This is a genomic window from Kitasatospora cinereorecta (assembly GCF_024172095.1).
GTDB lineage: Bacteria > Actinomycetota > Actinomycetes > Streptomycetales > Streptomycetaceae > Kitasatospora > Kitasatospora cinereorecta.
In genome coordinates, this window is the sequence record NZ_JAMZDX010000001.1 from 690699 (window position 1) to 715288 (window position 24590).

The 24590-nt window shown below is 72.5% G+C and carries 18 protein-coding genes; 8 read left to right on the forward strand and 10 right to left on the reverse strand.

Annotated elements, in window-relative coordinates:
- Positions 1-12: 12 nt before the first annotated feature.
- From FHR36_RS03215 to FHR36_RS03225, 3 genes are all read right to left on the reverse strand, one after another.
- Positions 13-3753, reverse strand: a complete 3741-nt coding sequence (locus FHR36_RS03215; RefSeq protein ID WP_253793566.1) for a multifunctional oxoglutarate decarboxylase/oxoglutarate dehydrogenase thiamine pyrophosphate-binding subunit/dihydrolipoyllysine-residue succinyltransferase subunit — start codon at positions 3751-3753, stop codon at positions 13-15.
- Positions 3754-4042: 289 nt separating this feature from the next.
- Positions 4043-5182: a HAMP domain-containing sensor histidine kinase gene (locus FHR36_RS03220; protein ID WP_380231965.1), complete on the reverse strand. Its 1140-nt coding sequence runs from the start codon at positions 5180-5182 to the stop codon at positions 4043-4045.
- A gap of 85 nt (positions 5183-5267) precedes the next feature.
- Complete coding sequence (locus FHR36_RS03225) at positions 5268-6002, reverse strand: response regulator transcription factor (RefSeq protein ID WP_253793568.1); 735 nt, start codon at positions 6000-6002, stop codon at positions 5268-5270.
- A gap of 471 nt (positions 6003-6473) precedes the next feature.
- On the opposite strand from FHR36_RS03225, the gene FHR36_RS03230 reads away from it, so the two are divergent.
- The 4 genes from FHR36_RS03230 to FHR36_RS03245 all read left to right on the forward strand — a co-directional run bounded on the left by FHR36_RS03230 (position 6474) and on the right by FHR36_RS03245 (position 11586).
- Positions 6474-7151, forward strand: a complete 678-nt coding sequence (locus FHR36_RS03230) for a rhomboid-like protein (protein ID WP_253793570.1) — start codon at positions 6474-6476, stop codon at positions 7149-7151.
- A 136-nt stretch (positions 7152-7287) separates the two neighbouring features.
- Positions 7288-9681 (forward strand): endopeptidase La, encoded by a 2394-nt coding sequence (gene lon, locus FHR36_RS03235; protein WP_253793572.1) that lies wholly within the window; start codon positions 7288-7290, stop codon positions 9679-9681.
- A gap of 206 nt (positions 9682-9887) precedes the next feature.
- The gene (locus FHR36_RS03240; protein WP_253793574.1) at positions 9888-10349 is read left to right on the forward strand and encodes a GtrA family protein; all 462 of its coding nucleotides are present in this window, start codon (positions 9888-9890) and stop codon (positions 10347-10349) included.
- A gap of 28 nt (positions 10350-10377) precedes the next feature.
- Positions 10378-11586: an ROK family transcriptional regulator gene (locus FHR36_RS03245; RefSeq protein WP_253793576.1), complete on the forward strand. Its 1209-nt coding sequence runs from the start codon at positions 10378-10380 to the stop codon at positions 11584-11586.
- An 89-nt stretch (positions 11587-11675) separates the two neighbouring features.
- On the opposite strand, the gene FHR36_RS03250 is transcribed toward FHR36_RS03245, so the two are convergent.
- Positions 11676-12698: an ABC transporter permease gene (locus FHR36_RS03250; protein ID WP_253793578.1), complete on the reverse strand. Its 1023-nt coding sequence runs from the start codon at positions 12696-12698 to the stop codon at positions 11676-11678.
- Between the two features lie 106 nt (positions 12699-12804).
- On the opposite strand from FHR36_RS03250, the gene FHR36_RS03255 reads away from it, so the two are divergent.
- Both FHR36_RS03255 and FHR36_RS03260 read left to right on the forward strand, forming a co-directional pair.
- Positions 12805-13257 carry a MarR family winged helix-turn-helix transcriptional regulator gene (locus tag FHR36_RS03255; protein ID WP_253793580.1) on the forward strand — a complete coding sequence of 151 codons (453 nt, stop codon included), beginning with the start codon at positions 12805-12807 and terminating at the stop codon, positions 13255-13257.
- A gap of 106 nt (positions 13258-13363) precedes the next feature.
- Positions 13364-14902 carry an MDR family MFS transporter gene (locus tag FHR36_RS03260; RefSeq protein WP_253793582.1) on the forward strand — a complete coding sequence of 513 codons (1539 nt, stop codon included), beginning with the start codon at positions 13364-13366 and terminating at the stop codon, positions 14900-14902.
- Between the two features lie 107 nt (positions 14903-15009).
- Here FHR36_RS03260 and FHR36_RS03265 read toward each other — a convergent pair whose 3' ends face one another.
- The gene (locus FHR36_RS03265; RefSeq protein WP_253793584.1) at positions 15010-15246 is read right to left on the reverse strand and encodes a hypothetical protein; all 237 of its coding nucleotides are present in this window, start codon (positions 15244-15246) and stop codon (positions 15010-15012) included.
- A gap of 13 nt (positions 15247-15259) precedes the next feature.
- On the reverse strand, positions 15260-16435 hold the full coding sequence (locus tag FHR36_RS03270) for an inorganic phosphate transporter (RefSeq protein WP_253793586.1): 1176 nt from the start codon (positions 16433-16435) through the stop codon (positions 15260-15262).
- Between the two features lie 335 nt (positions 16436-16770).
- Here FHR36_RS03270 and FHR36_RS03275 point away from each other — a divergent pair, with 335 nt between their 5' ends.
- Entirely contained in the window at positions 16771-18240 is a 1470-nt protein-coding gene (locus FHR36_RS03275) for a C40 family peptidase (RefSeq protein WP_253793588.1), read from the forward strand.
- A 75-nt stretch (positions 18241-18315) separates the two neighbouring features.
- On the opposite strand, the gene FHR36_RS03280 is transcribed toward FHR36_RS03275, so the two are convergent.
- Positions 18316-20595, reverse strand: a complete 2280-nt coding sequence (locus tag FHR36_RS03280; protein WP_253793590.1) for an FdhF/YdeP family oxidoreductase — start codon at positions 20593-20595, stop codon at positions 18316-18318.
- A gap of 153 nt (positions 20596-20748) precedes the next feature.
- On the opposite strand from FHR36_RS03280, the gene FHR36_RS03285 reads away from it, so the two are divergent.
- Positions 20749-21591 carry a hypothetical protein gene (locus tag FHR36_RS03285; RefSeq protein WP_253793592.1) on the forward strand — a complete coding sequence of 281 codons (843 nt, stop codon included), beginning with the start codon at positions 20749-20751 and terminating at the stop codon, positions 21589-21591.
- A gap of 13 nt (positions 21592-21604) precedes the next feature.
- On the opposite strand, the gene FHR36_RS03290 is transcribed toward FHR36_RS03285, so the two are convergent.
- Genes FHR36_RS03290 through FHR36_RS03300 form a run of 3 tightly spaced genes read right to left on the reverse strand, consistent with a single transcriptional unit; the run spans position 21605 to position 24590 of the window.
- Positions 21605-22456, reverse strand: coding sequence for an STM4011 family radical SAM protein (locus tag FHR36_RS03290; RefSeq protein ID WP_253793593.1), 852 nt, complete (start codon positions 22454-22456; stop codon positions 21605-21607).
- Entirely contained in the window at positions 22453-23775 is a 1323-nt protein-coding gene (locus FHR36_RS03295) for an STM4012 family radical SAM protein (protein WP_253793595.1), read from the reverse strand. Before FHR36_RS03295 ends, FHR36_RS03290 begins: the two co-directional genes overlap by 4 nt.
- Positions 23772-24590, reverse strand: coding sequence for an STM4013/SEN3800 family hydrolase (locus FHR36_RS03300; RefSeq protein ID WP_253793597.1), 819 nt, complete (start codon positions 24588-24590; stop codon positions 23772-23774). The genes FHR36_RS03295 and FHR36_RS03300 overlap by 4 nt, the downstream gene beginning before the upstream one ends.

Genomic DNA, 24590 nt, shown 5'->3' on the forward strand with positions numbered 1-24590 from the left:
CGCTCCCCGGCGTCAGATCGAGAAGACCTCGTCGACGATCGCCGCCTGCTCGGCCGCGTGGCGCTTGGCCGAGCCGACCGCCGGGGCCGAGGAGGCCTGGCGGGCGACGCGGAGCAGGCGCGCACCGCCGTTGGCGCTGCGACCGATGACGACCTGCAGGTGGTCGACCAGGTTCATCGCGATGAACGGCCAGGCACCCTGGTTGGCCGGCTCCTCCTGCGCCCAGATGAACTGGACATTGTCGCCGTAGCGGCTCAGCTCCTCCTGGAGCTCGGCCACCGGCAGCGGGTAGAGCCGCTCCATCCGGACGATCGCGGTGTCGGTGATACCGCGCTCGGTCCGGGCCGCCTCCAGGTCGTAGTAGAACTTGCCGGAGGTGATGACGACCTTGCGCACCTGCGCCGGGTCCACCGTGGAGTCCCCGATGACCGGACGGAACGAGCCGGACAGGAACTCGCTGGTGGAGGCCGCCGCAGCCTTCAGGCGCAGCATCGACTTCGGGGTGAAGACGATGAGCGGCTTGTGGTGCGGGTTGTGCGCCTGCCAGCGCAGCAGGTGGAAGTAGTTCGACGGCGAGGTGGGCATCGCGACCGTCATGTTGTCCTGCGCGCACAGCTGCAGGAAGCGCTCCGGGCGGGCGGACGAGTGGTCCGGGCCCTGGCCCTCCATGCCGTGCGGCAGCAGCAGGGTGACGCCGGAGTGCTGGCCCCACTTCTGCTCGGCGGAGGCGATGTACTCGTCCACCATGGTCTGCGCGCCGTTGACGAAGTCGCCGAACTGCGCCTCCCACATGACCAGCGCGTTCGGGCGGGTCAGCGAGTAGCCGTACTCGAAGCCCATCGCCGCGTACTCCGACAGCAGGCTGTCGTAGACGGTGAAGCGGGCCTGGTCCTCGGTCAGGTAGAGCAGCGGGGTGTAGTCCTCGCCGGTCTTGCGGTCGATCAGGACCGCGTGGCGCTGGCCGAAGGTGCCGCGACGGGAGTCCTGGCCGGCCAGGCGGACCGGGTGACCCTCCATCAGCAGCGAGCCGATGGCGAGGGTCTCGCCCATCGCCCAGTCGATGGTGTTGTCCTCGACCGAGGCGGCGCGGCGCTGCAGCTGCGGCAGCAGGCGCGGGTGGACGGTCAGCCACTCCGGCAGGTTGACCTGCGCGGCGGCGATGCGCTTGACCATCTCCTCGGAGATGCCGGTCTGGATGTTGACCGGGAAGTCGGCGACCGGCTTGCCGTTGGTCGCGGAGATCGGCGTGGTGGTCGCCTCGCGGACCTCGGCGAAGACCTTCTCCAGCTGGCCCTGGAAGTCCTGGAGCGCCTGCTCCGCCTCTTCCATGGTGATGTCGCCGCGACCGATCAGGCCCTCGGTGTAGAGCTTGCGCACCGAGCGCTTCTTGTCGATCAGGTCGTACATCAGCGGCTGGGTGAACGACGGGTTGTCGGCCTCGTTGTGACCGCGGCGGCGGTAGCAGATGAGGTCGATCACGACGTCCTTGTGGAACGCCTGGCGGAACTCGAAGGCGAGCCGCGCGACGCGGACCACGGCCTCCGGGTCGTCGCCGTTCACGTGGAAGATCGGCGCCTCGATCATGCGGGCCACGTCGGTGCAGTACATCGACGAGCGCGAGGAGGCCGGGGCGGCGGTGAAGCCGACCTGGTTGTTGACCACCAGGTGGATCGTGCCGCCGGTGCGGTAGCCCCGCAGCTGCGACATGTTCAGGGTCTCCGCGACGACACCCTGGCCGGCGAAGGCCGCGTCGCCGTGGATCTGGATCGGCAGCACCGGGAAGGTGGTGCCGCCCTGGTCCAGCACGTCCTGCTTGGCGCGGACGATGCCCTCGACGACCGGGTCGACCGTCTCCAGGTGGGACGGGTTCGCCGCCAGGGAGACCTTGATGGTCTCGCCGTCCAGGCCGGTGAAGGTGCCCTCGGCGCCCAGGTGGTACTTGACGTCGCCGGAGCCGTGCATGGACTTCGGGTCGAGGTTGCCCTCGAACTCGCCGAAGATCCGGGAGTACGGCTTGCCGACGATGTTGGCCAGCACGTTCAGGCGGCCGCGGTGGGCCATGCCGATGACGGCCTCGTCGAGGCGGTGCTCGGCGGCCGAGTCGATGGTGGCGTCGAGCAGCGGGATGAGCGACTCGCCGCCCTCCAGCGAGAAGCGCTTCTGGCCGACGTACTTGGTCTGCAGGAAGGTCTCGAAGGCCTCGGCCGAGTTCAGCCGGCGCAGGATGCGCAGCTGCTCCTCGCGCTCGGGCTTGGTGTACGGCTTCTCCAGGCGCTCCTGCAGCCACTTGCGCTGCTTCGGGTCCTGGATGTGCATGTACTCGATGCCGACGGTGCGGCAGTAGGTGTTGCGCAGCAGGCCGAGGATGTCGCGGAGCTTCATCATCTTCTGGCCGCCGAAGCCGCCGACCGCGAACTCGCGCTCCAGGTCCCACAGGGTGAGGCCGTGCTGGACGACGTCCAGGTCGGGGTGCTTGCGCTGCTTGTACTCCAGCGGGTCGGTGTCGGCCATCAGGTGGCCGCGCACGCGGTACGCGTGGATCAGCTCCATGACGCGGGCGGTCTTGTTGACCTCGTCGTCGTGGGTGGTGGCCACGTCGGTGGCCCAGCGGACCGGCTCGTACGGGATCCGCAGCGACTCGAAGATCTCGTCGTAGAAGCCGTTCTCGCCCAGCAGCAGCTGGTGGATCGAGCGCAGGAACTCGCCGGACGCCGCACCCTGGATGACGCGGTGGTCGTAGGTCGAGGTCAGCGTCATGATCTTGGAGATGCCCAGGCGCGCCAGGGTGTCCGGGGAGGAGCCCTGGAACTCGGCCGGGTACTCCATGGCGCCGACGCCGACGATGGTGCCCTGGTTCTGCATCAGGCGCGGCACGGAGTGCACGGTGCCGATGCCGCCGGGGTTGGTCAGCGAGACGGTGACCCCGGTGAAGTCCTCCATGGTCAGCTTGTTGGCGCGGGCCCGGCGGACGATGTCCTCGTAGGCCTGCCAGAAGCCGAAGAAGTCGAGGGTCTCGGCCTTCTTGATGGCCGCGACGACGAGCTGGCGGTCACCGTTCGGCTTCACCAGGTCGATGGCCAGGCCGAGGTTGATGTGCTCCGGCTTGACCAGGAAGGACTTGCCGTCCTCCACCTTGTAGCTGTGGTTCATGCCCGGGTTGGCCTTGACGGCCTGGACCAGGGCGTAGCCGATCAGGTGGGTGAAGGAGACCTTCCCACCGCGGGCACGCTGAAGGTGGTTGTTGATGACGATGCGGTTGTCGATCAGCAGCTTGGCCGGGACAGCGCGCACCGAGGTGGCGGTCGGAACCTCCAGCGAGGCGTCCATGTTGGTGGCCACGGCCTTGGCCGGGCCGCGCAGCTGGACGAGCTCGGGGCCGTCGGCGAGCGCCGCGGGCGCGGCCGGGGCGGCGGCCTTCGGCGCAGGCGGGGCGGCCGGAGCGGCGGCCAGCGGCGCGGGCGCCGGCTGGACCGGGGCGGCGGGCGCGGCCGGTGCAGCGGGGGCGGGCGCCGCCGGAGCGGCCGCGGCAGGAGCGGCAACGGTGGTCGGCGTGGGGCCGACCGGGGTTGCGGCCTGGGTCACTGGAGTCACCTCGGTACCGGGCTTGTAGTCGGCGAAAAAGTCCCACCAGGCTCGGTCGACCGAGTTGGGATCCTGGAGGTACTGCTGGTAGATCTCGTCGACGAGCCACTCATTGGGGCCGAAGCCAGTGGAGCTTGCCGAGCTGCTGGGGGTTTCAGGGTGTGGCGACATCGGGGCAACCGCCCTCTTCCGCTTCCTTTTGGATGGTTGGACAGCGGGGATTAAGGCTACGCCCCTGACCAGTGATCGCGCAGTCCCCGATGGTCAGGCGTCGCCCAGATCACATCGCCGGACAGGAATTTGGCCGGATCTGCACGTTAGAGATCCGCAAAAGGTGGGAACCCGCATGGTCCGCCGCCCGGCCGATACCGCCATTAAATCGGACAAACCGACGGCTGGGTACCGTCCGGGGTCGATCTTTCGAGCAGTTCGACCCCGGTTTGTACCGGTTCTGTGACAACTAGGCCGAGACCGGTGCCTCACCCGGCAGGGTGACCTCGATCCGGCAGCCCCGGGCGGATTCGGCGACCCGGATCTCGCCGCCGTGCAGGTCGACGGCCCAGCGGGCGATGGCCAGGCCGAGGCCCGTACCGCCGTCGCTGCCCGGGCCGAGCGCGGTCGCGCTGCCGCTGCGGCCGAAGCGCTCGAACACCCGCTCGCGGTCGGCCGCCGGGATGCCCGGCCCCTCGTCCTCGACCTCCAGCCGCAGCGCCCCCGGCTGCTCGCCGGGCAGCGCCCGCACGGTCACCGTGCCGCCGATCGGGGAGTGCTTGCAGGCGTTGTCGACCAGGTTGGCCACCACCTGGTGCAGCCGCTCCGGGTCGGCCACCGCGCCCAGCCCGTCCGGCTCGACCTCCAGCGCCAGCCGGACGTCGCCGCGCCGGGCGTACGCGCCGCCGGCCGTCGCGCCGTCCACCGTGACGCCGCGCAGCACGCCGTCCAGGAACGGCCGGACCTCGAAGGGGCGGGCGTCCAGCGGCACCACGCCGTCGTCCAGCTTGGACAGGTCGAGCAGGTGGGTGACCAGCCGGCCGAGCCGCTCGGTCTGCTCCAGGGCGGCGCCCAGCGTCTGCGGGTCGGGCCGCACCACGCCGTCCACCACGTTCTCCAGGACGCCGCGCAGGGCGGCGATGGGGGTGCGCAGTTCGTGCGAGACGTTGGCGATCAGCTCGCGCCGGTGCCGGTCGGCGGCCTCCAGGTCGGCGGCCATCAGGTTGAAGGTGGTGGCCAGCTCGCCGATCTCGTCGCGCGAGGAGGCGTCCACCCGCGCGCTGTAGTCGCCGCGCGCCATCGCCCGGGCCGCGGCGGTCATGTCGCGCAGTGGCGCGGTCAGGCCGTGCGCGAGGAACTGCATGAAGAGCAGGGAGGCGATCATCGAGAAGATCATGATGATCCGGATCTGGGTCTCCGACCGGATCGCGACCACGACCATGCCGGTGGCGAGCACCACCGAGACGATCACCAACAGGGTCAGCTTGCCCTTGATGGAGCGGACCGGGTCGAGCGGCCGCATGTCGGCCCACACCCGTCGGGCGGCGCGCACGGCCAGGCCCGGACGAGGGGAGTCGGCGTCCCTGTTGCGTTGCTGTGGAAAGGTCATGGTGGCCTTTGTGATTCCGATCCCGGTGAGCGGGAGCCGGTGCCAACGTCATGGGCCCCCCGGTGGCCCATGTCGTCGCGTCCGGCTAGGAGAGCGGTGCCTCCAGGGCGTACCCGACGCCGTGCACCGTGCGGATCCAGCTGGCACCGATCTTGCGGCGCAGCGCCTTCACATGGCTGTCCACGGTGCGGGTGCCGGAGGCGTCGGTCCAGTCCCAGACCTCGGCCAGCAGCTGCTCGCGGGTGAGCACGGCGCGCGGCTGCGCGGCCAGGCACGCCAGCAGGTCGAACTCGGTCGGGGTCAGGTGGACGTCACCCGAGCCGATCCGGACCCGCCGCTGGACGTGGTCGATCTCCAGCTCGCCGAAGCGCAGGCTGCCGAGCGCGGGGGTCCGCGCCGCCTGCTGGGCGCGCTCCACGCGGCGCAGCAGCACGTTGACCCGGGCCGCCAGCTCGCGCATCGAGAACGGCTTGGTCATGTAGTCGTCCGCACCGACGCCGAGGCCGACCAGCAGGTCCGTCTCGTCGTCGCGGGCGGTCAGCATCAGTACCGGCACCGGGCGCTGGGCCTGGATGCGACGGCAGACCTCCAGGCCGTCGAAGCCGGGCAGCATGATGTCGAGCACGACGAGGTCCGGCTGCCAGGTGTGGAAGCCGTCCACCGCGCCGGGGCCGTCGTGGGCCACGGCGACCTTGAAGCCCTCCGCGCCCAGGCGGGCGGCGATGGACTCGGCGATGGTGGGTTCGTCCTCGACGACGAGGACCCGTCGCTGGGTACCAACCGGGCTGCTGCTGATGGTCTCTTGCTGAATTTCTGTCACGGTCACGCCACCGCCCCCAGGGCTGCGGGCCGGCCGTCTGTGGGGACAGCGGGCTCCGCGTCGTAGTCGTCTTGTTCCGTCGTGGGCACTGTGCCCGGCCCGCCGGTGTTCCTCCGGGCGCCGTTCCGCCGACGACCCCGGAGCAGGTGTGTGCGCCGTGGGCGCGCACCTTTTCCGTACCCACGCAGAGTACGGACACCACCCGGTGTTCCGGGAGGTGGACCCGGACACATCAGGCAGGCACGGGCCGCTACCTTACCCGCCCAAAATCTCCCCCGTAACGGTGCGTATGCCGTCCTACCCGGCGCTTGCCCAATGCCCGCCCGGTTACTCGTGCGTAAGCGGAGGGCTGGTACGGACCAAGGCGGAGCGGGATCCGGTGGACATCGTTCCGCTCTTCACAGGACTTCCTCAGCGGACTCTCAGATCTGCGACGTATCGTGGCCACGACAAGCCCGATCGGGAGGCGTCATGACCCTTGCCGAACCGACGCGGCGGCTGCTGCGCACGGTGCTGCGCGGCGTCCCCACGCCGCGCCGCAACCCGTTCGCGCTTCTGTATCTCGCCCTGCTGCTCGGCACCACGCTCTTCGCCCGCTTCGGCGACGCGGACCTGGTGCACCGGCTGCAGTCGCTCTCCAGCACCGACGCCCACAATCTGCTGGCGCACCCGGTGCTTGCCCTGCTCGGCAGCGGCCTGTGGGTCGCCGGGCCGATCTGGACCCCCTACTTCTGGGCCTTCCTGCTCACCGTCGCCCCGCTGGAGCGCCGGGTCGGCGGAGTCCGCGCGGCCGGCGTCTTCGCCGCCGGACACGTCATCGCCACCCTGCTGTCGCAGGCCGTGGTGGTGGTGGCGGTGGCGGCCGGGGCGATGGCCCCGGACGCGCTCGACGCCCTGGACATCGGCGTCAGCTACGGCGTGCTCGCCAGCCTCGGCGCACTGGCCCTGCTCCTCCCGCCGGCCGGGCGGCTGCTCGTCCTGGCCGGTGCGCTGGCCATGGTCGGCCACCAGGTGGCCACCGACAACGACCTCGTCACCGCCGTGGGCCACCCGGCCGCGCTGCTGATCGGCATCCTCGCCGCCCGCTTCGTCGGACGCGGACCCCGCCGCCCGCGCCGGGTCGTCGAGTGGGTGCTCAGGCCGGCGTAGCCGCTCCGGCTGCCTCGTCGCCACGCGTCGGTGGCCTGTTTTCGACGTTCTCTCAGAGTGAACATTTCAGCGGGAACATCTTTGTCCTCCGAAACCTTAGTCAGTGCGACTCAAGTTCACTGACTGGGGAGAGATCATGGCATCGACGTCCGCTCCGCTCACCCTTCCCGTGCTGCCGCTCGACGACGAGGTCGTGCTCCCCGGCATGGTCATCCCGCTGGACCTCAAGGACACCGAGGTCCGCGCCGCCGTCGAGGCCGCCCGCTCGGCGGCCGGCGGCGCCAAGCCGCAGGTCCTGCTGGTGCCCCGGCTCGACGGCTCGTACGCCCCGGTCGGCACCCTCGCTACCGTCGAGCAGGTCGGCCGGCTCGCCGACGGCGACCCGGCGGCCCTGGTCCGCGCCGTCCGCCGGGTGCGGATCGGCGCCGGCACCACCGGCCCCGGGGCCGCCCTCTGGGTCGAGACCAGCGCGTTCCGTGAGTCCGACCCCGGCCTGCCGGTGGCCGGCCGCGCCGCCGAACTGGTCAAGGAGTACAAGGCGCTCGCCACCCAGTGGCTGCGCAAGCGCGGCGCCTGGCAGATCGTCGACCGGGTCGCCGCCATCGACGGCGTCGGCGAACTCGCCGACAACATCGGCTACGCCCCCTTCGCCACCGCCGAGCAGAAGCTCAAGGTGCTGCTGGAGGCCGACCAGCTGGCCCGCCTCGAGTACGCGCTCACCCTGATGCGCGACCACCTCGCCGAGGAGGAGGTCAACGAGACCATCCGCAAGGACGTCGAGGAGGGCGTGGCCAAGCAGCAGAAGGAGTTCCTGCTGCGCCGCCAGCTGGAGGCCGTCCGCAAGGAGCTCGCCGAGCTGAACGGCGAGTCCGGCTCCGAGGAGGACGACTACCGGGCCCGGGTGGAGGCCGCCGACCTGCCCGAGAAGGTCCGCGAGGCCGCCCTCAAGGAGGTCGACAAGCTGGAGCGGGCGTCCGACCAGTCGCCCGAGGGCTCGTGGATCCGCACCTGGCTCGACACCGTGCTGGAGCTGCCCTGGAGCGAGCGCTCCGAGGACGCGTACGACATCGCCGGCGCCCGCGCCGTGCTGGACGCCGACCACGCCGGGCTCTCCGACGTGAAGGACCGCATCGTCGAGTACCTGGCCGTCCGCAAGCGCCGCGCCGACCAGGGGCTCGGGCTGATCGGCGGCCGCCGCGGCGGCGCGGTGCTCGCCCTGGTCGGTCCGCCCGGCGTCGGCAAGACCTCGCTCGGCGAGTCGGTCGCGCGGGCGATGGGCCGCTCCTTCGTCCGCGTCGCGCTCGGCGGCGTCCGCGACGAGGCCGAGATCCGCGGCCACCGCCGCACCTACGTCGGCGCCCTGCCCGGCCGGATCGTCCGCGCCATCAAGGAAGCCGGCTCGATGAACCCGGTCGTCCTGCTCGACGAGATCGACAAGGTCGGCTCCGACTACCGCGGCGACCCGGCCGCCGCCCTGCTGGAGGTCCTCGACCCGGCGCAGAACCACACCTTCCGCGACCACTACCTGGAGGTCGAGCTCGACCTCTCCGACGTGGTCTTCCTCGCCACCGCCAACGTCCTGGAGGCCATCCCCGAGCCGCTGCTCGACCGGATGGAACTGGTCCGACTCGACGGCTACACCGAGGACGAGAAGGTCGTCATCGCCCGCGACCACCTGCTCCCGCGCCAGCTGGAGAAGGCCGGACTGACGCCCGAGGACGTCGCCGTCGACGAGTCGGCGCTGCGCACGCTGGCCGCCGAGTACACCCGCGAGGCAGGCGTGCGGAACCTGGAGCGCTCGATCGCCCGGATCCTGCGCAAGCTCGCCGCGCAGAGCGAGCTCGGCGACCGCGAACTGCCCGCCGCCATCGGCGCGGACGACCTGCGGGCGCTGATCGGCCGACCGCACCACACCCCCGAGTCGGCCCAGGAGCCGGCCGAGCGGCGCACCGCCGTCCCCGGTGTGGCCACCGGCCTCGCGGTCACCGGCGCGGGCGGCGACGTCCTCTACATCGAGGCCTCGCTCGCCGACGCCGAGACCGGCTCCACCGGCCTCACCCTCACCGGACAGCTGGGCGACGTGATGAAGGAGTCCGCCCACATCGCGCTCTCCTACCTGCGCTCGCGCGGCGCCGAGCTCGAACTGCCCGTCACCGGGCTGCGCGACCGCGGCATCCACCTCCACGTCCCGGCCGGCGCCGTCCCCAAGGACGGCCCGAGCGCCGGCATCACCATGACCACCGCGCTCGCCTCGCTGCTGTCGGGGCGGAAGGTGCGGACGGACGTGGCGATGACCGGTGAGGTCTCGCTGACCGGGCGGGTGCTGCCGATCGGCGGCGTCAAGCAGAAGCTGCTCGCCGCCGACCGGGCCGGGGTCACCACGGTGATCATCCCCAAGCGGAACGAGCCGGACCTGGACGACGTCCCGGCGGAGGTGCTGGAGCGGCTGGCGGTCCACCCGGTCTCGGACGTCCGGGAGGTCCTGAAGCTCGCCCTGGAGCCGGCGGAGGTCCTGGCGGCGGTGGGGTAGTACCGCCAGGGGCGCGGGAACCTGCGCGACCGACCACGCACGCACGTAGAGCGATGGTCGGTCGCGCAGGTTCCCGCGCCCCCTTCTTTACGTGCGCGCCCCCGCTGGGATGCGCCCCTCTCATCGTGGCGTGCGACACTGCGGGAATGCCGTCGCCTACGCAACGGGCCCTGGCCCTCGTGCCGGATCGCTACCGCCCGTTCCTCGTGAAGCACCGGAAACTGGTCAAGTTCCTGGTGGTCGGTGGCACATGCTTCATGCTCACGATGCTGATCAACTACAGCCTGAAGCTCACTGTGCTGCAGACCAAGCCGGTGATCGCCCTGACCATCGCCACCGTGATCACGACGATCATCTCGTACGTGCTGAACCGCCAGTGGTCGTTCCGGGCGGCGGGCAAGCAGCGCGAGGCGGTGCTGTTCTTCGTGGTGAGCGCCCTGGCGGTGGTGGTCAACGACCTGCCGCTGGCGGCCTCCCGCTACGTGTTCGACCTGCGGCAGCCGGACGTCAGCCACTTCACCCAGGAGGTCGCGGACTTCCTCAGCGGCATGATCATCGGAACCCTGGTCGCGATGGTCTTCCGCTACTGGGCGATGAACCGCTTCGTCTTCACCCGCCTGTCCGCGCGGACGGCCGACGGCCGGCAGCGCCAGCCCGAGCGGGTCTGACCCGCTCCGACGGAGGGAGCAGCGGCGCATGCGGGTGGGCGGCGGCGGGCCGGCGAGCCAGCAGGGCGTTCGGCGGGCCAACCTGGCACTGGTGCTGGACGCCATCGCGTCCGCACCCCGCTCGCGCGCCGAACTGGTCGCCGCCACCGGACTCACCAGGGCCGCGGTGTCCTCGCTGGTGGACGAGCTGACCACGGCCGGGCTGGTGGCCGAATGCGGACCGGCCGCCCCCAGCGGAAAGGTCGGCCGGCCGGGGACGGCACTCACCCTGGCTCCGGACGGCCCCGGCGGACTCGGCGGCGAGATCGGGGTGGCGCACCTGGCCGCCTGCGTGGTGGACCTGCGCGGCGACGTCCGGCAGTGGCGCCGGCTGGCGGTGGACAACCGCGGACGGCCGGTCGAGGCGGTCCTCGCCGACCTGGCCGGCCTGCTCCACGACGTCGTCGACCGGGCCGGGACGGTACCGGCCGGACTGGCCCTGGCCGTACCGGGGCCGGTCGGCGCGGCGGAGGGAACGGTGGTCCGGGCACCCAACCTCGGCTGGTCCGACGTTCCGGTCGCGGCCGGCCTGCGGACCGCCCTGCGTACGGTCGGCGCCATCGACCTGGCCGGGCTGCCGATCGACGTCGAGAACGAGGCCAACCTCGGCGGCCTGGCCGAACTCTGGCTCGCCGGCCGACCCGACGACTTCTGCCACCTGTCCGCCGAGGCGGGCATCGGCGCCGCGCTGGTGGTCGGCGGCCGGCTGCTGCGCGGCGCCGGCGGCTTCGCCGGGGAGCTCGGCCACGTTCCCGTCCACCCCGACGGGCCCGACTGCCCGTGCGGGGCACGCGGCTGCCTGGAGCGGTACGCGGGGGAACGGGCGGTCCTGGAGGCAGCCGGGCTCGCCGGGGTCGACGGGGACTGGGTGGTGCTGCTCGCCGAGCGGGCCCGGGCGGGCGACGTGAAGGTCCGCGACGCGCTCGCCGGGGCCGGGACGGCGCTAGGGATCGCGGCGGCGGGGGCGGTGAGCCTGCTGGACCCGGCCGAAGTGGTGCTCGGCGGCGGCTACGCGGAGCTGGCGCAGTGGCTGCTGCCCGCGATGCGGCGGGAACTCGCCGGGCGGGTGACGGTGCGGCCATGGACGGACGAGCGGCTGACCGTCTCCCCGCTGGGGCGGCGGGGGCCGCTGTTGGGGGCGGCGGTCGGGGTCGTCCGGTCGGTGATCGCGGACCCGGGGCGCTTCGCGGAGGACTGAGAGCCGGCTACCACCAGGGGCGCGGGGAACTGCGCGACCGGCCACCGCCCTATGTGAGTGCATGGTCGGTCGCGCAGTTCCTCGCGCCCCTAACGGTTCACGTGACCTGTGGGACGGCCCGCGGAGGTGCCCAAGGTGATCATGACTCCGACCATGGCCCAGGCGGCGAGGACCAGGATCGGGACGGTGAGGTTGGTGGAGCCGAGGTAGGCGATCGAGCGGGCGGCGTCGGTGCCGGCGCCGTTGGGGATCCAGGCGCCGATCGCGCGCCAGAAGGTGGGCAGCAGCGGCGGCGGGAAGACGCCGCCCGCGCTGGGGTTGCCGAGGACCACGAAGACGAGCACCGCCAGCCCGATGCCGACGATGCCGAACACGCACTGCAGCGCCATGCTGACCGCCCCGACGGCGAACACCACCAGGGTGCCGAGCCCCCACAGGGCGGTGGTGGAGCCGGGCAGGGCGTCCAGCACCGGGCCGACGACGATCGCGCCGCCGAGCCCGGCGGCAACGGAGTACAGGACCAGGGTGCCGAGCCGGAGCACGGCGCGGCGGCTGTTGGCGGGCCGGGCGCCGGAGCTGATGGCGAGGATCGAGGCGACCAGGTAGCCGCCGACGCACCAGCCGACGACGACGTAGAAGCCGGAGAGGCCGTCGGCGTCGCCCTCGGCGAGCGGGATGGTGTCGACCACGGCGAGGGTCCGGCCCTGGGCCTTGTCGAGTCCGGTGACGATCTGTTCGGCGGCGTTGGCGGCGGCCGGGCCGCGCGCGTCGGCGACCAGCAGGGTGTCCTGGGTGCCGGTGGGGTCGACGAGCCAGGCGGCGTAGATCTTCTGGTCCTTGATCCGCTGTTCGGCGGTGTCGCGGTCGGGTGCGGTGGAGGCGCGGACGGCGTCGTTCGGGACGGACTCCAGGCCGGCCACCAGTTGGGGGGTGAGCTGCTGCGGGGCGACCACGGCGATCGACAGCTGGTGCGGGTGGGGGTTGTGCAGGGCGCCGACGTAGGAGGCGATGAAGCCGAGTTGCAGCAGCAGGACGGCCGTGACCAGCAGGGCGGCGCGCGGGGTGACGGCGTCCTTCAGCTCGGCGGCGAATCCGCGGGCCGGCTCGGCCATGGTGGTCCTCTCCTCGGCGGCGGCAGGAAGCAGGGCAAACCGGATACTTCATAGCATGAAACACTTGGCGGACGGGGGAGGCGCGAGCTGCGCGATACTGGGCGCCATGAGTGACGAGGCGGCGGCCGAGGAGGCCTTCCTGGCGGTGGAGCGGGAGGTCGGGATCCTCTTCCGGCGGGGGCGGGCCCGGGCGGGGGAGATGTCCCGGCAGGTGCACCCGAGCCTGGAGGGCGTCGCGTACAGCATGCTCGGCTTCATCTGGCAGTGCGGCCGGGTGCGGGTCACCGACATCGGGCTGCACTTCGGGGTGGGCAAGGCGACCATCAGCCGGCAGATCAAGGTGATCGAGGAGCTGGGCCTGGTGGTCCGGGAGGTCGATCCGCTGGACCGGCGCTCCTCGCTGGTGTCGCTCACGCCGGACGGCGAGGCCCGGTTCCTGCGGGCGCGGGGCAACCGGCTGGACCGGTTCCGCCGGCTGCTCGGCACCTGGGAGACCTCGGACGTGGCCCAGTTCGCCGAGCTGCTGGAGCGGTTCAACGCGCTGACCGCCGAGGTGTGACGCATCCGGCCCCGGTGCGGGCCCCGCTTCGAGCCGAAAAGGTTGCCCTAGTCAACTATCCGTGTATAGTTGCTTGAGGCAACGAAATTTCGGCCGAAGGACCCGCATGACCCACCGCCAGGTACTCAAAGCCCTCTCGGGCCTGCTGATCGGCCTCTTCGTGGCCGTCCTCTCCTCCACGGTCGTCTCCAACGCGCTGCCCACGATCCTCACCGAGCTGCACGGCGGCGAGTCCGCGTACACCTGGGTGATCACCGCGGCGCTGCTGTCGATGACGGCCTCCACCCCGCTCTGGGGCAAGCTCTCCGACCTGGTGAGCAAGAAGCTGCTGGTCCAGGCCGCGATGGGGATCTACGTGGTCTCCTCGGCGCTGGCCGGCCTCTCGCAGAACACCGGCGAGCTGATCGCCTGCCGGGTGCTGCAGGGCGTCGGCGCCGGCGGTGTGATCGCACTCGGCCAGATCTGCCTGGCCGCGATGGTCCCGCCGCGCGAGCGGGGACGCTACAGCGGCTACTTCGGCGCGGTCTTCGCCCTCGCCACCATCGGCGGCCCGCTGATCGGCGGCGTCATCGTCGACACCGACTGGCTCGGCTGGCGCTGGTGCTTCTACGTCGGCATCCCGTTCGCGGTGATCGCCGTGCTGGTGCTGCAGCGCACCCTCAAGCTGCCCGAGCAGACCGTCCGCAAGCCGCGGATCGACTACCTCGGCGCGCTGCTGATCACCGCCTCGGTCAGCCTGCTGATGATCTGGATCAGCCTGGCCGGCAAGAACTACGCCTGGCTGTCCTGGCCGAGCGCGCTGATGGTCGGCGGCGGCCTGGCCCTGGCCGTGCTGTTCGTGGCGGCCGAGCGGCGGGCGGCCGAGCCGATCGTCCCGCTCGACCTGTTCCGCCACCGCACCGTGGCGCTCGCCTCGGTCGCCAGCGCCCTGGTCGGTATCGGGATGTACGGCGCCACCACCTTCCTCGGCCAGTACTTCCAGCTGGCCAGGGGCAAGACCCCGACCCAGGCCGGCCTGCTCACCCTGCCGATGATCCTCGGCCTGGCGCTCGCCTCCACCGTCGCCGGGCGGCTGATCACCCGGTACGGCAAGTGGAAGGCGTACCTGGTGGCCGGCACCGTGCTGCTCACCGTCGGTCTGGCCCTGCTGGGCACGGCCCGTGACCACACCTCGTACGGCGCGCTCGCCCTGTTCATGGCCGTCACCGGCGTCGGGCTCGGCCTGACCAGCCAGAACCTGGTGCTGGCGGTGCAGAACACGGTGCCCCGCCACGAGCTCGGCGCGGCCAGCTCGGTGGTCACCTTCTTCCGCACCATGGGCGGCGCGATGGGCGTCTCCGCGCTCGGTGCCCTGCTCGGCAACCGGGTGGCGCACTACCTGGCCGAGAACCTGGCCGCCGCGCACGTCCGCCCGGCCGGCGGTGCGGCGCTCGGCGGCGGCGAGATCCCCGACCTGCACCGGCTGCCCGCGCCGATCGTGCCGCTGGTGACCGACGCCTTCGGCCACGGGGTCGGGACGGTCTTCCTGGTGGCCGCGCCGTTCGCGCTGGTGGCCGCCGCGGTGGTGGTGTTCATCCGCGAGGTGCCGCTGCGCACCGTCCAGGACGCCCCGGCGGAGCGGACGGCGGAGCCGGTCGCCGGCTGACCGGACGCGACCGGCGGACTGGACGCGACCGGCGGACCGTACGCGAAAGCCCCCCTCGGCCGAGGCCGAGGGGGGCTCTTCAGTGCGACGTGCCGGTCAGGCTGCGGTCACTTGCCGGCGATCAGCGAGATGCCGTACAGCACCACGCCCGCGCAGGCGGCGAAGCAGACACCGGCGGCGACCAGCGCCGCGGTGCCCTTGGCCGAGTTGGCGTTGCCGGCCTCGGCGGCCGCCTCGCGGCGGGACAGGGCGAGGTTGCCGAGGGCGAACACCACGACCACCGCGAGGGTGATGGCGAGGCTGACGCCGGCGGTCTGGCCGAGAGCGGCCCACTTGATCTGCATGGTGGTCGTCCTCTCAGGCGGCGACGGTGGCGGTGGCGGTGGTCGGGGCGCCGGGCGCGGTCTGCGCGGCCGGGACCTCGACGGGGGTCACGTCGTTGACGTTGTCGGCGTGCACCGGCTGGCGGCGGGAGAGCATCCACATCGCGCCGGAGCCGATCACCAGCGCCGCGCCGACCACCACGACACCCCAGTCGCCCTTGTCGGCGACGAAGGCGGCGATGCCCGCGACGGTGGCCGCGGCCGGCAGGGTCAGGCCCCAGGTGTAGACCATGCGGCGGACCAGGCTCCAGCGCAGCTTGCCCGCCGGGCCGCCGAGGCCGGCGCCCATGATGCCGCCGGAGCAGACCTGGGTGGTGGACAGGCCGTAGCCCATGTGCGAGGAGGTCAGGATGACCGTCGCGGCGGCGGTCTCGGAGGCGAAGCCCTGCGGCGGCTTGATGTCCGCCAGGCCGGAGCCCATCGAGCGGATGATCCGCCAGCCGCCCATGTAGGTGCCGAGCGCGATCGCCGCACCCGCGCTGACGATCACCCAGGTCGGCGGCTGCGCGCCCTTGTGCAGGGCACCGGCGGACACCAGGGCCAGGGTGATGATGCCCATCGTCTTCTGGGCGTCGTTGGTGCCGTGCGCCAGCGAGATCAGCGAGGAGGAGAACATCTGGCCCCGCTTGAAGCCCTTGGTGGTGGTCTTCTGGTTGCCGTTGCGGGTGATCAGGTACGCCAGCTTGGTGGCGCCCCAGGAGGCCACGCCGGCCACGATCGGGGAGGCCACGGCCGGGATCAGGATCTTGGAGACCACGGTGGTGAAGTTGACGCCGTGGATGCCGACACCGACGACGGTGGCGCCGATCAGGCCGCCGTACAGCGCGTGCGACGAGCTGGAGGGCAGGCCCTTGAGCCAGGTCAGGAGGTTCCAGAGGATCGCGCCGACCAGGGCGGCGAAGATGATCGACGGCTGGAGGCCGGTCTTCTCGTTGACGATGCCGCCGGAGATGGTGGTGGCGACCTTCACGGACAGGAAGGCTCCGGCGAAGTTCAGGACCGCGGCGATGGCGACCGCGACCTTCGGCTTGAGGGCCCCCGTGGCGATGGAGGTGGCCATCGCGTTGGCGGTGTCGTGGAAACCGTTGGTGAAGTCGAAGGCGAGCGCCGTGATGATCACAACGGCCACCAGGAACGTGATGTGTTCCATACCCAAACAATCGTCGTAGTTGTCGGACTGACGTTGGTGTCACGGGCGACCGTAGGGACGCATGGTGAACGGAAGGTGAACTGGCTCGGGATTCGTGGTTCCGATGGTGGCGCGGAGGTTGCGGAGAAGATGTGAAAGCATGGAGATCGCGGCGCTGAGCAGCCGTTATGGGGGCGGATGTCCGGTCTGGTGGCGGTTTGGTGAGAGGTGTCTCACACGGCCCGACCGGCCAATCTGAGAATTCGCCGGTTCGTACCGGTGCCACCTGCCGCCGGACCGGCCCGGCATGGCAGGATCGTCGGGATCGACGAAGGACCAAGGGGGAGGGCCGGCCGATGCGGGCAGGGCAGCGAACGGAGACGACGGGCCTGCGCCCCTGGGTGCGGGCCGCGATGCGGTGCGGAGCCGCACTGGCGGCGGTGGTCCTCGCCCTTCCGCTCGGCGCGGCGGCGTACGCGGCGCCGCAGCCCGACGCCAAGCCGACTATCTCGGCCGGGGCCGACCCGCTGGCGGACGCCAAGGCGACGCTCGGGCCGATGCTGGGCCGGCTGCACGAGCTCTACCAGCAGGCCGAGGCCGCCACCGAGCAGTACAACGGCACGGTCGCCCAGCTCCAGCAGCAGCAGGCCGCGCTGGTCGACCTCAAGGACAAGGTGGCCCGGCAGCAGATCGCCGTCGACGCGGGCAACGACCTGGCCTCCCAGCTGGCGGCGGCCCAGTACATCAACGGCCACGCCTCCGAGTACGCCGATCTGCTGCTCGCCAAGGACCCGTACGAGGCCGTGGTCATCGCCGAACTGCTGGACTCGGCCGGCCGGTCGCAGAAGGCGTTCCTGGATCGGCTGAAGGCCGACCGGGCCGCGCTGACGGACCTGCAGCACCAGTCCGAGCAGGCGCTGGCGCAGTCCCAGACGCTGGTCGCCCAGCAGGAGACCGCCAAGAACGACGTGGCCAAGAAGCTGGCCGAGGTCGAGCAGATGGTCGGCTCGCTGACCGGCGCCCAGCGCGGCGAGCTGGAGCAGTTGGAGAAGGCGGAGGCCGACGAGGCCCAGCTGGCGTTCCTGGCCTCCGGTGCGCTGGGCAAGGGCGAGCGCACCCCGTCCGAGGCCGGCCGCAAGGCGGTCGCCTGGGCGCTGGCTCAGCTCGGCAAGGACTATGTGTGGGGCGGCGAGGGCCCGGACGTCTTCGACTGCTCCGGCCTCACCTCGCAGGCCTGGCTGCACTCCGGCAAGCCGATCCCGCGGACCAGCCAGGAGCAGTGGGCGCAGCTCACCCACGTCCCGCTGAACCAGATCCGCCCCGGCGACCTGATCGTCTACTTCTCCGGCGCCACCCACATCGCGATGTACATCGGCGGCGGCCTGATCGTGCAGGCCCCGCACACCGGTGACGTGGTCAAGGTCTCGCAGATCGGCGCGATGCCGATTCTTGGCGCGGTCCGGCCCGACCCGGACGCCGGGGCGGACGACAAGGGCGGCGCCTGGAAGGTGCCGGACGTCCCCGTCGGCGCGGTCCGGATCGCGCCCGCCAAGCCGTCCACCCTGCCGACCCCGCCGCCCGCCGCCCCCAGCACGCCGGCCCAGCAGCCCTCGACGCCGCCGGCCACCGGTGGCTCGCCCTCGACCGGCGGGTCGCCCTCGACCGGCGGCTCGTCGAGCCCGTCGGGCAGCCCCACCGGCAGCGCCTCGCCGGGCACCACCGGCAGCCCCTCGGGCTCCGGTACGCCGAGCCCGACCGGTTCGCCGAGCGGGTCCGGCACCTCGGCGCTGTCGCCCAGCGGCAGCGGCGGGGCGAGCCAGGGCTGAACGGCCCCGGGCCCCTGAACGCCGAACACCCCCGCCGGTCCGACCGGCGGGGGTGTTCCGCATTCAGGGGACAGCTCAGGCGCCGCTGTCGGCCTCGAAGCGCACCACGACCGCCTTGGAGGTGGGCGTGTTGCTGATCTCGGCGGTGGAGTCCAGCGGCACCAGCACGTTGGTCTCCGGGTAGTACGCCGCCGCACCGCCGCGGGCGACCGGGTAGTGCACCACCTTGAAGTGCGGGGCGCGGCGTTCCACGCCGTCCTTCCACTCGCTGACCAGGTCGACGTACGCGCCCTCGGTGAGCCCGAGCTCGGCCGCGTCCGCGGGGTTGACCAGCACCACGCGGCGGCCGCCGGTGATGCCGCGGTAGCGGTCGTCCAGGCCGTAGATCGTCGTGTTGTACTGGTCGTGCGAGCGCAGCGTCTGCAGCAGCAGCCGGCCCTCGGGCACCTCGGGGGCGGTCAGCGGGTTGACCGTGAAGTTGGCCATCCCGGTCGCGGTGGGGAAGGTGCGGCTGTCGCGCGGGCCGTGCGGCAGGGCGAAGCCGCCGGGGCGGCGGACCTTGGCGTTGAAGTCCTCGAAGCCCGGCACCACCCGGGAGATCCGGTCCCGGATGCTGTCGTACGAGCTGGCGAACTCCTCCCAGGGGAGGGTGTCCTGCGCGCCGAGGGTGGCCCGGGCGAGCCGGGCGACGATCTGCACCTCGGAGAGCAGGTCCGGCGCCGGAGGCTGCAGGCCGCCGCGCGAGGAGTGGACCATGCCCATCGAGTCCTCGACGCTGACGAACTGGGCGCCGGCCGGGGTCCAGTCCCGGTCGGTGCGGCCGAGGGTCGGCAGGATCAGGGCGCGGGCGCCGGTGACCACGTGCGAGCGGTTGAGCTTGGTGGAGACGTGCACGGTCAGCCGGCAGCGGCGGATCGCCGCCTCGGTGGCCAGGGTGTCCGGGGTGGCGGCGACGAAGTTGCCGCCCATCGCGAAGAAGACGCCGACCCGGCCGTCGCGCATCGCGCGGATGGTGTCCACCGAGTCGAGGCCGTGCTCGCGCGGCGGCTCGAAGGCGAACTCCTTGCCGAGCGCGTCCAGGAAGGCCTGGGACGGGCGCTCGAAGATGCCCATGGTGCGGTCGCCCTGCACGTTGCTGTGGCCGCGGACCGGGCAGACGCCCGCGCCCGGACGGCCGACGTTGCCGCGCAGCAGCAGGAAGTTGACCACCTCGCGGATGGTCGGCACGGCGTGCCGGTGCTGGGTCAGGCCCATCGCCCAGCAGACGATGATCTTCTCGGAGGAGGTGACCAGCTCGGCCAGCTCCTCGATCTGCTCCCAGGGCAGGCCGGTCGCGGCGAGCACCTCGGTTCGGTCGTCCGCCTTCGCCTGGGCGGCGAACTCCTCGAAGCCGTGGCAGTGTTCGGCGATGAAGGCGTGGTCGACCGCGTCCTGTTCCAGCAGCAGCCGGTTGAGCGTCCGGAACAGTGCCAGGTCGCCGCCGAGCCGGATCTGCAGGAACAGGTCGGTGAGCTTGGTGCCGGAGCCGACCAGGCCGCGCGCGTTCTGCGGGTTCTTGAACCGCTCCAGGCCCGCCTCGGGCAGCGGGTTGACGCTGACGATCTTCGCGCCGGAGCGCTTGGCCCGCTCCAGCGCGGAGAGCATCCGCGGGTGGTTGGTGCCCGGGTTCTGGCCCGCGACGATGATCAGGTCGGCCTGGTACAGGTCCTTGAGGCTGACGCTGCCCTTGCCGACGCCCAGCGTCTCGGTGAGCGCCGAACCCGAGGACTCGTGGCACATGTTGGAGCAGTCCGGCAGGTTGTTGGTGCCGAGCCGGCGGGCGAACAGCTGGTAGAGGAAGGCGGCCTCGTTGCTGGTCCGGCCCGAGGTGTAGAAGGCGGCGCCGTCCGGGGTGTCGAGGGCGTTCAGCTCCTCGGCGATCAACGCGAAGGCGTCGTCCCAGGAGACCGGGGTGTAGTGGGTCGCGCCCTCGTCCAGCAGCATCGGGGTGGTGAGCCGGCCCTGCTGGCCCAGCCAGTAGCCCGAGCGCTCGGCCAGCTCGGCGACCGGGTGCGCGGCGAAGAACGCCGGCGTGATCCGCCGCTCGGTGGCCTCCTCGGCGACCGCCTTGGCGCCGTTCTCGCAGAACTCGGCGGTGTGCGTCTTCCCCGGCTCCGGCCAGGCACAGCCCGGGCAGTCGAAGCCGTCCGGCTGGTTGACCTTGCGCAGGGTGGCCAGCACCCGGCGCGGCGACATCTGCTCGGACGCCATCCGCAGGCTGTGCCCGACGGCCGGGAGCCCGGCCGCGGCGTGCTGGGGAGCGCCGACCTGCGGTGCGTCCTGCACCGGGTCGCTCTGCGGGGCCTGCTTGGCCATGACCGGACACCTCCTGCTCAAACCGGGTCCGAGCGCCGTTGCCGGTCCCGCTTCCATCCTTGCACTGCGGGTCCGGGGACTCGACGCCGCCCGAGGCGTCCCGGCGGATAGGGTGCTGGGCGCAGTCGAGACGTCCCGAGAATGAGGTCGGCCGTGACCATCCCCCCGATTCCCGCGCAGTCCCCGGGCAGTTCCGGGGAGGCGCCCGCCGAGCCGGCCGAGGCGGCGCCGGAGCTGCGCGCGCTGCTGGTCCGCCTGCGGGACGGCGCGGGCGACGCGCCGGGCCCGGACGGCGCCGCCCACCTGCTGGAACTGGTGGCCCGGGAGATGACCGCGCTGCTCGGCCGCTACGACCGGGAGACCCTGGTCGCCTGGCGCGAACTCGGCTTCGCCCGCCGCGAGGCCGGCGACCCGGCCGCCGCCGTCCACCTGCTCGGCCAGGTGGTGGCCGACATGGCCCAGGCGCTCGGCCCCGCCGACCGGGACACCCTCTACGCCCACCTGGAGTTCGCCGCCGCGATGGGCGACGCCGGCGACCCCGGCGGGGCCGCCCAGCGGCTGCGCGACCTGGTGCCCTCACTGACCGCCGAGGTCGGGCCGCAGGGCGACCTGGCCCTCACCGCGCAGGTGCAGCTGGCGGTGAACCTCGGCCGGATCGGCGACCTGATGGGGGCCGTCGGCCAGCTGCTGCAGCTCCTCCCGGCCATCGAACAGGGCCTCGGCGAACAGAGCCGGGCGCTGGCCGACGCCCGCACCGGCCTCGGCCGCCTGGTGGTGCCCTGGCGCCGGGTCGCCGGCGGCGGCGGCCTCCCGCCGGTGATGGCGGTGGCCATGGTGCACCGGCTGATCGTCTGGGACTTCGGCTCCGACGCGGAGGCCGACGCCTACCTGACCGAGCTGGAGCGGGCCACCGGCCGCAAGGGGCTGGCTGGCCGGCTCGCCGCCGTCCCGGACGGGATGACGGCGGCCCAGGCCACCGCGATGGTGCTCGGCTGACCGGCCGGCGCCGTCACCAGCCGTGCGGGATCCGCTCCAGCACCCCGCCCGCGAACACGTCGTAGAGCGGCAGCGTCTCCAGGTGGACGTAGCCGATGTGGCAGTCGCACACCGCCAGCGGGCACGGCCGCGGCCGCAACTGGGCCCGGTACGAGCCGTCGTACAGGTTGCCCAGCGGCGGCCGGACGAAGTGGCAGCGCCGGACGGTGCCGTCGCCGTCCACCGACACCACCGAGTCGCCGGTCCGGCACGGCCGGCCGGCGCTCGGGTGCGGGTCGCGGCTGTAGCCGAACAGCGGGTCCAGCGCCGCCCACTCGGCGGCCTCGGCATCGGTGTAGCTCCGGCCGTCGGCGGCGTTGACCCACAGGTAGACGCCGTCCGGCAGCTCGGCGCGCAGCCGGCGGGCGGGCGCCAGGTGGTCCGGCTCGCCGACCACGCCGACGCTGTACCGCACGCCGAGCGCGGTCAGTTCCCGGCACTTGGCCAGGAAGCGCTCCTGGCTCACCTGGCCCGGGTGGTAGGTGACCCAGAACGCCAGCCGCTCCGGGTCGCCCTCGGCCACCCAGTCGCTGCGGCAGCTGAAGTTGGTCTGGATCGCCACCCGCCGCAGGTGCGGCAGCCGGCTCAGCTCCACCATCGCCCGCCGGTACCAGGAGCGGACCAGCCCCTCGCCCCACGGGGTGAACAGCACCGACAGCTCGCCGTCCCGGTACGCCGCCGCCCAGGCCGCGAAGCGCTCCAGTGCGGCCCGGTCGGCCCGCAGCTGCTCCGGGCTGTCGCGCCGCTTGGCGAACGGGCAGTACGGGCAGTCGTAGTCGCAGGAGGCGAGCGGGCCGCGGTAGAGCACGGTCAGATGCGGCGTCATTTCGGCAGGTACCCCGCCATCCGCTCGGCCACCCGCGGCGAGAACAGCCGCGGGCCGATGGCGTCCGAGTGCGCCAGGCCCTCCGGGGTGAGCACCAGGTGCGGCCCCTGCTCGGCCAGCCAGCCGCGGGCGGCGAACTCGGCCAGCTCGACCGGGAAGTCCTCGGCCGGGGTGGTGCCGAACCGCCGCCGGTAGCCGTCCACCTCGACCCCGTCGGCCTGCAGCAGCGACTGGATCAGGTGGCGCCGGCGCTGCTCCCCGGCGTCCATCTCCCAGCCCAGCTCGGCCCGGGAGAACTCCTCGGTGGCCACGTAGTCGTCGATGATGCCGCGCACCTCGCGGGCGTCCACCGCGTAGTCGAAGGAGTAGTGCAGCCGGGAGGTGTAGGAGCGGGCGCCGCAGCCGAGGCCGACCATGCCGTCGGTCTGGCAGGCGTACTCCCCGGCGCTCGCCGATTCTGCGCCGATCCGGCGGAACATCCGCATCGACACCTGCTGGTAGCCCTCGGCCAAGAGGTGGTCGCGGCCGGCCCGGTAGAGGGCGAGGCGCTGGGCGTCCCACTCGGGTGAGGGTTGGTCGGCCCGGCGGCCGAGGCCGGTCAGCGGCCGGACGTACAGCGGGTAGAGGTACAGCTCCTCCGGCCGCCAGGCCAGGGCGGCGTCCAGCGAGCGCAGCCAGCTGGCCTCGGTCTGGCCGTCGATGCCGTAGATCAGGTCGATGTTGAGCACCGGGAAGCCGGCCGTGCGGATCCGGCCGAGCGCGGCCTCCACCGCCGCCCGCTTCTGCGGGCGGACGGCCGAGCGGGCCTCCTCGTCCAGGAAGGACTGCACGCCGAGGCTGAGCCGGGTGGTGCCGCGCTCGGCCAGGACCGCGAGCCGGTCGGCGGTCGCGGTCTCCGGCGAGGCCTCCACCGAGAGCGGCACCGCCCGCAGGTCGGCGCCCATCCGCCGCTCGGCGATGTCGCACAACCGCTCCAGCTCGCCGGCGGTCAGAAAGGTCGGGGTGCCGCCGCCGAACGCGGCCAGCGCGAACCGGGCGTCCTCGTCCAACGCTGCCCGGACGGCCACGGCCTGGCGCTCCAGCGCGTCCAGGTAGGCGGTGGTCAGCCCGTCCGGCGCGCCGATCCGGGTGAACAGGTTGCAGAAGCCGCAGCGCACCTCGCAGAACGGGATGTGCAGGTAGAGCGAGAGCGCGTGCTGCCGCTCGCCCGCCCACAGCCCGTCCAGCGCCGGCCGGTCGGGCAGCGGGCGGTACGCGGTCTTGTGCGGGTAGGCGTAGACGTAGGAGCGGTACGGGGAGTCGGCCGTCGCGGCGGTCATGCGTCGCCTCCCTGCTGCGGGACGGTGAAGTGCGCGTACGGGACCGTCCAGACCACCTCGTGGCCGATCCGGTGGCCGGTCCAGCCGTCCTCGCCGTACGCGGTGCCGTGGTCGGAGCAGACGATCGCGAAGCACGGACGGCGCCGGCTCATCGCGGTGAACAGCCGGCCGATGTGCGCGTCCACGTACTCCAGCGCGGCCGCGTGGCTGGCCCGGCTGTCGCCGTGCTCGCGGGTGGCGCCGGGCAGGTGGAACCAGTTGGGCTGGTGCAGCGCCGAGACGTTGACGAAGAGGAACAGCGGCTGGTCCGCCGCCTGCTCGGCGGCCACCCGCTCGGCGCGGGCCACCTGTGCCTCGAACGAGGTGGGGGAGGGCACGCCCATCTCGGGCTCCCAGTGGCTCTCCTGGAACATCCCGGGCAGCACCGAGCCGAGCGGGCCCTGCTTGTTGAAGAAGCCGACCCCGCCGATGCAGACCGTCCGGTACCCGGCCGCGGCCAGCGCGCCCGGAAGGTCCGGGGCATCGAACACCCAGGTGCGCGACTCGGTGCTCTCCGAGCCGGCGAAGCGGGCCGCGAACAGCCGGGGGTGCGGGCCGTCCGGCGAGGCCGGGGTGGGCAGGAAGCCCGCCAGCATCGCCTGGTGCGAGGCGTACGTGAAGCTGCCGGGTGAGTGCCGGCGCTCCCAGCGGCCGCCGGGCAGCCAGGCCGCCAGGTTCGGCAGCCGGCCGTCCGCGGCCAGCTCCTCGGCCACGTCGAAGCGCAGCGTGTCGAGGGTGACCAGCAGCAGGTCGTGGCTGCCCACGACGGCGTTCAT

Coding starts and splice junctions, on each gene's coding strand:
- FHR36_RS03260 (WP_253793582.1), top strand. CDS start 13,364: ATGACCCACCGCCAGGTACTCAAAGCCCTCTCGGGCCTGCTGATCGGC.
- FHR36_RS03275 (WP_253793588.1), top strand. CDS start 16,771: ATGCGGGCAGGGCAGCGAACGGAGACGACGGGCCTGCGCCCCTGGGTG.
- FHR36_RS03230 (WP_253793570.1), top strand. CDS start 6,474: ATGACCCTTGCCGAACCGACGCGGCGGCTGCTGCGCACGGTGCTGCGC.
- FHR36_RS03215 (WP_253793566.1), bottom strand. CDS start 3,753: ATGTCGCCACACCCTGAAACCCCCAGCAGCTCGGCAAGCTCCACTGGC.
- FHR36_RS03265 (WP_253793584.1), bottom strand. CDS start 15,246: ATGCAGATCAAGTGGGCCGCTCTCGGCCAGACCGCCGGCGTCAGCCTC.
- FHR36_RS03220 (WP_380231965.1), bottom strand. CDS start 5,182: ATGACCTTTCCACAGCAACGCAACAGGGACGCCGACTCCCCTCGTCCG.
- FHR36_RS03290 (WP_253793593.1), bottom strand. CDS start 22,456: ATGACGCCGCATCTGACCGTGCTCTACCGCGGCCCGCTCGCCTCCTGC.
- FHR36_RS03250 (WP_253793578.1), bottom strand. CDS start 12,698: ATGGCCGAGCCGGCCCGCGGATTCGCCGCCGAGCTGAAGGACGCCGTC.
- FHR36_RS03300 (WP_253793597.1), bottom strand. CDS start 24,590: ATGAACGCCGTCGTGGGCAGCCACGACCTGCTGCTGGTCACCCTCGAC.
- lon (WP_253793572.1), top strand. CDS start 7,288: ATGGCATCGACGTCCGCTCCGCTCACCCTTCCCGTGCTGCCGCTCGAC.
- FHR36_RS03255 (WP_253793580.1), top strand. CDS start 12,805: ATGAGTGACGAGGCGGCGGCCGAGGAGGCCTTCCTGGCGGTGGAGCGG.
- FHR36_RS03295 (WP_253793595.1), bottom strand. CDS start 23,775: ATGACCGCCGCGACGGCCGACTCCCCGTACCGCTCCTACGTCTACGCC.
- FHR36_RS03280 (WP_253793590.1), bottom strand. CDS start 20,595: ATGGCCAAGCAGGCCCCGCAGAGCGACCCGGTGCAGGACGCACCGCAG.
- FHR36_RS03270 (WP_253793586.1), bottom strand. CDS start 16,435: ATGGAACACATCACGTTCCTGGTGGCCGTTGTGATCATCACGGCGCTC.
- FHR36_RS03245 (WP_253793576.1), top strand. CDS start 10,378: ATGCGGGTGGGCGGCGGCGGGCCGGCGAGCCAGCAGGGCGTTCGGCGG.